6 protein-coding genes and 1 pseudogene are annotated in these 6,788 nt (G+C 72.6%); 4 read left to right on the top strand and 3 right to left on the bottom strand.

All coding sequences use genetic code 11. The features are described 5' to 3' along the window. Window positions 1-335, top strand: a 335-nt coding sequence (locus tag BMW88_RS39805) for a transposase (RefSeq protein WP_143116501.1), incomplete at its 5' end; no start/stop codon positions are given. 202 nt (window positions 336-537) lie between these two features. On the opposite strand, the gene BMW88_RS39800 is transcribed toward BMW88_RS39805, so the two are convergent. From BMW88_RS39800 to BMW88_RS42585, 3 genes and pseudogenes are all read right to left on the bottom strand, one after another. Beyond that, window positions 538-894, bottom strand: coding sequence for a YciI family protein (locus tag BMW88_RS39800; protein ID WP_089962121.1), 357 nt, complete (start codon window positions 892-894; stop codon window positions 538-540). 112 nt (window positions 895-1,006) lie between these two features. After that, window positions 1,007-1,126, bottom strand: a pseudogene (locus BMW88_RS44610) (winged helix-turn-helix transcriptional regulator); the annotation flags it as partial. Between the two features lie 271 nt (window positions 1,127-1,397). Then, on the bottom strand, window positions 1,398-1,541 hold the full coding sequence (locus BMW88_RS42585) for a hypothetical protein (RefSeq protein WP_177221663.1): 144 nt from the start codon (window positions 1,539-1,541) through the stop codon (window positions 1,398-1,400). A gap of 142 nt (window positions 1,542-1,683) precedes the next feature. Between BMW88_RS42585 and BMW88_RS39790 the strand changes: the two genes are divergently transcribed. The 3 genes from BMW88_RS39790 to BMW88_RS39780 all read left to right on the top strand — a co-directional run bounded on the left by BMW88_RS39790 (window position 1,684) and on the right by BMW88_RS39780 (window position 6,773). Further along, window positions 1,684-2,304 carry an LOG family protein gene (locus tag BMW88_RS39790; RefSeq protein WP_089962116.1) on the top strand — a complete coding sequence of 207 codons (621 nt, stop codon included), beginning with the start codon at window positions 1,684-1,686 and terminating at the stop codon, window positions 2,302-2,304. Window positions 2,305-2,388: 84 nt separating this feature from the next. Beyond that, a complete protein-coding gene (locus BMW88_RS39785) occupies window positions 2,389-5,358 on the top strand; it encodes an AfsR/SARP family transcriptional regulator (protein ID WP_143116500.1) in 2,970 nt (989 codons plus the stop codon). 146 nt (window positions 5,359-5,504) lie between these two features. Next, window positions 5,505-6,773: a Zn-dependent hydrolase gene (locus BMW88_RS39780; protein ID WP_143116499.1), complete on the top strand. Its 1,269-nt coding sequence runs from the start codon at window positions 5,505-5,507 to the stop codon at window positions 6,771-6,773. Window positions 6,774-6,788 lie beyond the last annotated feature (15 nt).

Raw genomic sequence — 6,788 nt, 5'->3', positions numbered from 1 at the left:
TGGGCCCCGGTCGCGCCAGGACACGTCCGGACCGGGTTCTGGCGGACAAGGCATACAGCTCCAAAGCCAACCGTGCCTATCTGCGGCAGCGGAAGATCAAGGCGACCATCGACCAGCCCCGTGACCAGGCCGCCCATCGCAAGGCCAAAGGCTCCGCAGGTGGGCGGCCACCGACGATCGACCGGCAGGTCTACAAACAGCGCCACGCCGTCGAGTGCGGCATCAACCTGCTCAAGCAACACCGGGCCGTGGCCACCCGCTACGACAAACTCGCCACCCGCTACCAGGCCACCGTCCACGTCGCCGCCATCAACATCTGGCTACGCCACATCTAAAACACCGCCTAGTCGTGCTCAGCGGGAGGCGACCGGCTTCGCCACACCGTCCAGGATCATCTCCAGGCGGAACTCGAACGAGTGCTCCGGGCTGAACGCGCTCTGGATCCCAGCTGAGCTGGGCGGTCACGCCGAACACCTTGGCCCAGCCGCGGCGGTGGGCCTCCCCTCACCGCCGCGACGACCTCGTCGTGCGGGTCGGTCACCCGCGCTCGACCAGCGGGCGGACTTCCAGACCGCTGTGCGTGTAGTTGAGTTCCGGCAGCAGCCGCGCCAACTCCAGTGCCTCGTCCAGGTCGGCCGCCTCGACGAGGTAGTAGCCGCCGAGCCCTTCCTTGGTCTTCAGGAACGGGCCTTCGGTGGCCTGGACCTGACCTCCGGCGTCCGCGCGCAGCGACGTGGCCGCGGTGGTCGCCTCGAGCTGCTGACCGTCGAGGAGGCGGGCGCCGGCCTTGGCCATGAATGCCCCGTGACCGGCGTGGTGCGCCTGCCACTGCTCCTCGGTCATCGCTGCCCACTGCTCGGCGTCGCCGTAGATGAGGATCATGTACTTCGCCACGTCGTCAACCTCTCGGTGCGGGCCGCCTCCACAGGCGGCCTCACCCTACGAGGTACAGCGCGGGGCGTCGGATCGACAAACGGCAAAATCCAGTCCCGCTTGAGCTGCTCCGTCACGAGGGGAGTGCGCTCGACCGTGATTCGCGGGCTGAACTGCGGTGATGCTCGCCCCAGGCATTCAGGTGCTCCACCACGGGGCTCAAGCTCCGCCCTAGTTCGGTGAGACCGTGTTCGACCTGGGGAGGGGACGCGGTGTGGACGGTGCGCGCGACGAGACCGTCCGCCTTGAGCCGGACGTCGCCGTGGCGTTCGTGATTCGCCGCGTCCGCCGCTGAACGCGGTCGGGGTGACTGGCAGCCGGTGCGGTGGCGGAGCGGGTCGGGTGCCGACGCCGCTGGCGCGGGCCTGAGGTGCGGCTGGGTGCGCATCCTCGGCGGGCTGATCAACCGGTGCGAACGGCAGCCCGCGGGAACAGCGGGCTCGGCAGCGGTGGGGCCGAGGGTGTCAGCACTGCTGCGTGCAGGCGAGGCCGGCGTTGCCGCCGCGGGTCCATGGGGTGTCGTCGTCCGCGAACGCGGTGCCGGTGGCTAACAGGGTGACGGCGAGCGTGGCGAGGAGAGCGGCGGTTGCGGAGCGGATCGTCGACATCGGTGTCGCACCCTTCGTCGGTGGAGGGGACTTCGGTGGAGCTGATGCGGCTGACGCTAGGAGCGCTGGTTATTGGTGGGTTATCGGTCCTCACGGGGACGTCGATGTCTGCCTGATAAGAACCGTGCCGATAGTCGCGGGCATGACCAGCATCGAATCGCGCACCATCACCGTCTTCTGCGGGGCCCGACCGGGATCGCCCGCCGCCGCCGTCGCCGCCGAGCGGCTCGGGCACGCCATCGGGATGGGCGGCCACCGGCTCGTCTACGGCGCGGGCGGGGTCGGGCTCATGGAGGTGACCGCGCGGGCCGCCGCGGCCGCCGGGGCGGTGGTGACCGGGGTGGTGCCCCGGTTCCTCTACGAGCTGGACCGCGTCCAGCAGGCCGTGTGCACCGACCTCGTCGTCACCGACGACATGTTCGAGCGCAAGCGGCTCATGATCGACCGGGCGGACGCGTTCGTCGCTCTGCCCGGCGGCTTCGGCACCCTCGACGAGGTGCTGGAGGTCATCGCCCTGGCGTACCTCGGGCAGTGCCCCAAGCCGCTGGCCCTGGTCGACGTCGACGGGCACTGGGACGCGCTCTGCGCCCTGTTCACCGATGTGCACCAGCGCGGGTTCACCAGGCCGGGTTTCGACGAGTACTACCAGGTCACGGCCAGTCCGGAGGCGGCAGTCGACTTCGTCACCGGTGTCGCGGCGCGTACCTCCCACGACTCCGCCGTCACCTGTTTGGCTCTTGCTCACAGTTCAGGCGCCGATTAGGTAAGAAGGTGACGAGGTGCGTCGGCGGGGTGAGGCGCGCCGGGGGAGGGGAGGACTGTGCACGGCGTGCCAGGGGGGAGAACTGTGCCGGGGCATGCCGAGGACTCCCGTCTCCACTACCGCGTGCTGGGGCCGCTCGCGGTCAGCCGGGGGGACGTGAGCCTGCAGGTCCCGGCAGGGCGCCAGCGGGTCGTGCTGGCGATGCTGCTGTTCGAGGCCAACCGCATCGTGTCGATCGAGCGGCTCATCGACGCGGTGTGGGAGACCGACCCGCCGGCCACGGCCCGCGTGCAGATCCAGATCTGCGTGTCCTCGTTGCGGCGGTTCCTGCAACTGCCCGGCCAGCCCGAGACCATCCTGACCCGGCCGCCCGGCTACCTGCTGCGCCTGGCCGCGAGCCAGCTCGACGTGCTGCGGTTCGACCAGTTGGTGGCCGAGGCGCACCGGGCGGTCGAGGCGGGGGAGAAGGCGACGGCGGTCGCGCTGTTCCGGACCGCGCTCGCCCAGTTCCGCGGACCGGTCGCCGACGGCGTGCCGAGCGAGGTGGTCCGGGCCAGTGCCACCCGGCTCACCGAGCGCAGGCTGCAGGTCGTGGAGAGCTGCGTCGACCTCGAGCTGTCGCTGGGCAAGCACCGCGAGCTGGTGGGAGAGCTGCGCGACCTCGTCGCGGCCAACCCGCTGCAGGAGCGGCTCCTCGGCTTCCTGGTGATCGCGCTGCACCGGTCCGGCCGCACCTCCGAGGCGCTGCAGGCCTACCGGGACGGTCGCCGACGCCTGGTCGACGAGCTCGGTCTCGAGCCGGGGGCGGAGCTGCGGGCACTCGAACAGCGCATCCTCGCCGAGGAAGACGACGTGGACCCCGCCACGGCCGCCGGCCAACCGGACACCACCACCGTCACCCAGCTCGTGCCCCGGCAGCTGCCCATGGACATCGCCGACTTCACCGGGCGCGCCGACCAGCTGCGGCACATCGACGTGCTGGTCGACGGCTCCACCGAGGTGATGCCGATCGTCGTGGTCACCGGGGCCGGCGGAGTCGGCAAGTCGGTGCTGGCGGTGCACATCGCGCAACGCCTGCAGACCGGGTCGTTCCCCGACGGCCAGCTCTACGCCGACCTGCACGGCACCGGCAACCCGGCCGCCTCCTCCGCCGTCCTGTCCCGCTTCCTGCGTTCGCTCGGGGTGCCGGGCGCCGCCGTACCCGAGGACCTCGCGGAGAGGGCCGACCTCTACCGCACGTTGCTCGCCGACCGGCGCGTGCTGGTCGTCCTCGACGACGCGAGCGACGAGGGCCAGGTGCTCCCGCTGCTGCCGGGCAGCGCGGCCTGCGTGGTGCTGGTGACCTCGCGGTCACGGCTGACCGGCCTGCCCGGCGCCCGGCTCGTCGAGCTGGAGCAGATGGACACCGACACCGGCATCGACCTGCTGTCGCGGCTGGTCGGACCGGCCAGGGTGGCGGCGGAGCGGGACGCCGCGACCCAGCTCGTCGCCGCGGTCGGCGGGCTGCCGCTGGCACTGCGCATCCTCGGCGCCCGGCTCGCCGCGCGGTCGCACTGGTCCTTGTCGGCCATGGTCACCCGGCTGCTGGACGAGCGGCGTCGTCTCGACGAGCTGACCTACGGCGACCTCGGGGTGCGAGCGAGCCTCGCGCTCACCGTCGACCCGCTGCCCGAGCGGGCCCGCACCCTGCTCCGCCGCCTGGCAGGCATGGACAACACGGTGTTCGGCGAGTGGTACGCCGCGGCGGTGCTCGACACGTCGATCGCCGACGGCGTCTCGGTGCTGGAGACGCTGGTGGACGCGCAACTGGTGGACTTCGCGGGCGAGGACCCGGCGGGCAACCCGCGCTACCGCTGTCACGAGCTCGTCCGGGTCTACGCGCGGGAACGGCTCGCCGCCGAGGAGGACGAGGCCACCCGCCTGGACACCGTGCGCCGCGTCCTGGGCTGCTGGCTCTTCCTGTTCGACGAGGCGCACCGCCGCGAGTACGGCGGCGACTTCACCCGCCTGCGCGGCGATGCGCCCCGCTGGTCGCTCGACGCCGGCTACGTGGCGACCATGCTGGCCGTGCCGCTGAGCTGGCTCGACCACGTCCGCGCCGACGCGCTGGCCGCGATGCGCCAGGCCGCCGAGTGCGGGCTGGCGGAGGAGTGCTGGGACCTCACCGTCGGCGCGGTGACCCTGTTCGAGTCGCGCAGCTACTTCGACGACTGGTGGGAGAGCCACGAACAGGCGCTGATCGCCGTCCGCCGCGCCGGCAGCGCCATGGGCGAGGCCGCTGTGCTGTGCTCGCTGGCGTCGCTGCAGATCACCCGGCAGGAGGTCGCGCTGAGCAGGGCGTCGCTGGAGCGGGCGCTGGAGCTGTTCGAGGGCCTGGACTGCGCCCTGGGCCGGGCGCTGGTGCTGCGCAACCAGGCGACGCTGGACCGCATCGACGGCGACCCCGACGCGGCGATGGACCGCTACCGGCTGGCACTGGCCGCCTTCGAGGAGGCGGGTGACCGGGTCGGCGTCGCGCACGTGCTGAACAACATCGCGCAGACCCACATCCTGCGCGGCGAGCCCGACACGGCCGAGGCGCTGCTGAACCGGTCGCTGGTGATCTGCCGCGAGGTCGGCAGCCACCGGGTCGAGGCCCAGGTCTGCTACCACCTCGGGGTGGTCGCGCTCAGCCAGGACCGCCTGCGCGAGGCGGAGGCGTCGTTGCGCGCCGCGCTCGAGATCGTCCGCGCGCACGGCGACCGGGTCGGCGAGTGGCGGGCTCTGGCCAAGATCGGCGTCGTGCAGGCCAGGCTCGGTGATCCGGGTGCCGGCAGCGAGTCGCTTCTCGCCGCCATCGAGGTGTGCGAACGCACCGGTGACCAGATGGGCGGCGCCGAGGTGCGGCTGGACCTCGCCGAGCAGCTGCACGCCTTGGGGGCCTCGGACGCCGCGGAGGAGGCGGTCGTGCTGGCGCTGGCCGTGCTCACGCGGTCCTGCACCGAGCAGCTCACCGACCGGGCGGCGCGCCTGCTCGCGATGATCCGCGCCGGAACGGCGATAAGCCTTCGATAACCCGGGTCGGGACCTTGGTGACGGCCGCGGCGAGACCGCGTGCCGCCGTCCAGTTTTCCCGACGCGGGAGGAACAACCATGATGCCCTGGCACGCGTGTGAACTGTCCGAAGTGGTCGGACCGGTCGGCCGGGAAGCGTGACCGGCATGGCCCGCAACGCAACCGTCGTGGGCGGTGTGGCCGTCGGGTCCCGGCCGACCATCGACGGGTCCAGACTGCTCGGTCGCATCGAGGCGCTGGCGCGGGTGGGCGCCGACCCCAGGGGTGGCATCACTCGGCCGGCCTTCAGCGACGCCGACCGCGCCGCCGTGCGGCTGGTGTCCGAGTGGGCCCGCGAGGGCGGCCTCACCGCGAGCGTCGACGCGGCGGGCAACCTCCTGCTGCGCGGCCCGGTCCGCGGTGGCAAACCGGTGTTGATGATCGGGTCGCACCTGGACACCGTCGTCAACGGCGGCCGGCTCGACGGCGCCTACGGTGTGCTGGCCGCGCTGGAGGCGCTGCAGTCGGTCGTCGACCAGGGCCTCGACTGCCGCCACGAGCTGGTCGTGGCCGGCTTCGCCAACGAGGAGGGATCGTCCTTCCCGCAGCCGTTCTGGGGGTCGATGGCCATCGCCGGCCGCGCCGGTCAGTTCGGTCCGGAGCCCGTCGACTACCTGGGTAACCCGTTGCGCGCGGCCCTGGCCAGGTCCGGCGGCGACCTCGACGGTGTCGCCCGCGCGGCGTGGCCGCTCGGCTCGATCGCGGCGTACCTGGAGCTGCACGTGGAGCAGGGGCCGGTGCTGGAACAGGCCGGGCTGCCCATCGGCATCGTCGACGGCATCGTGGGCCGCACCGTGCTCTCGGTGGACCTGATCGGCCGCGCCGGGCACGCGGGCACCACCCCGATGGCCGGCAGGCACGACGCGCTGGTCGCCGCCGCGGCGGTGGTGCTGGGGGTGCGCGAGCTCGCCGCCACCCGCGACCTCTGCCAGGTCAGCACCACCGGCCGGATCGAGGTGGAACCCAACAGCACCAACGTGGTTCCCGGGGTGGCTCGGCTGACCGCCGAGGTGCGCGATCTGGACCGGACTCGCCTCGCCGTGGTGGAGCGCGAACTGCGCTCGGCGATCCACGCGTCGGCCGCCGCGGCCGGGGTGCGGGCCGAGATCCGCGTTGCCATGCGGCAGGACCCGGTGATCACCGACGACCGGCTGCGGGCGGCGTGCGTCGCCGCGGCCGAGTCGCTGGGCCACGACCACGCGGTCGTGTCCAGCGGGGCGGGCCACGACGCGCAGGTGATCGCCGGGATCGCCCCCATCGGCATGATCTTCGTCCCCAGCCGGGGCGGGGTCAGCCACGTGCCGGAGGAGGACACGGCCCCCGCCGATCTGGTGGCCGGCGCCGAGGTCCTGTTCCGCGCCGCCGTGTCGCTCTGACCCCGAAGGAGAGCA

It is taken from the genome of Lentzea xinjiangensis (genome assembly GCF_900110955.1).
GTDB lineage: Bacteria > Actinomycetota > Actinomycetes > Mycobacteriales > Pseudonocardiaceae > Lentzea > Lentzea xinjiangensis.
Note: the sequence above shows the minus strand (reverse complement) of the source record. Positions and strands in the feature narration are given on the sequence as shown.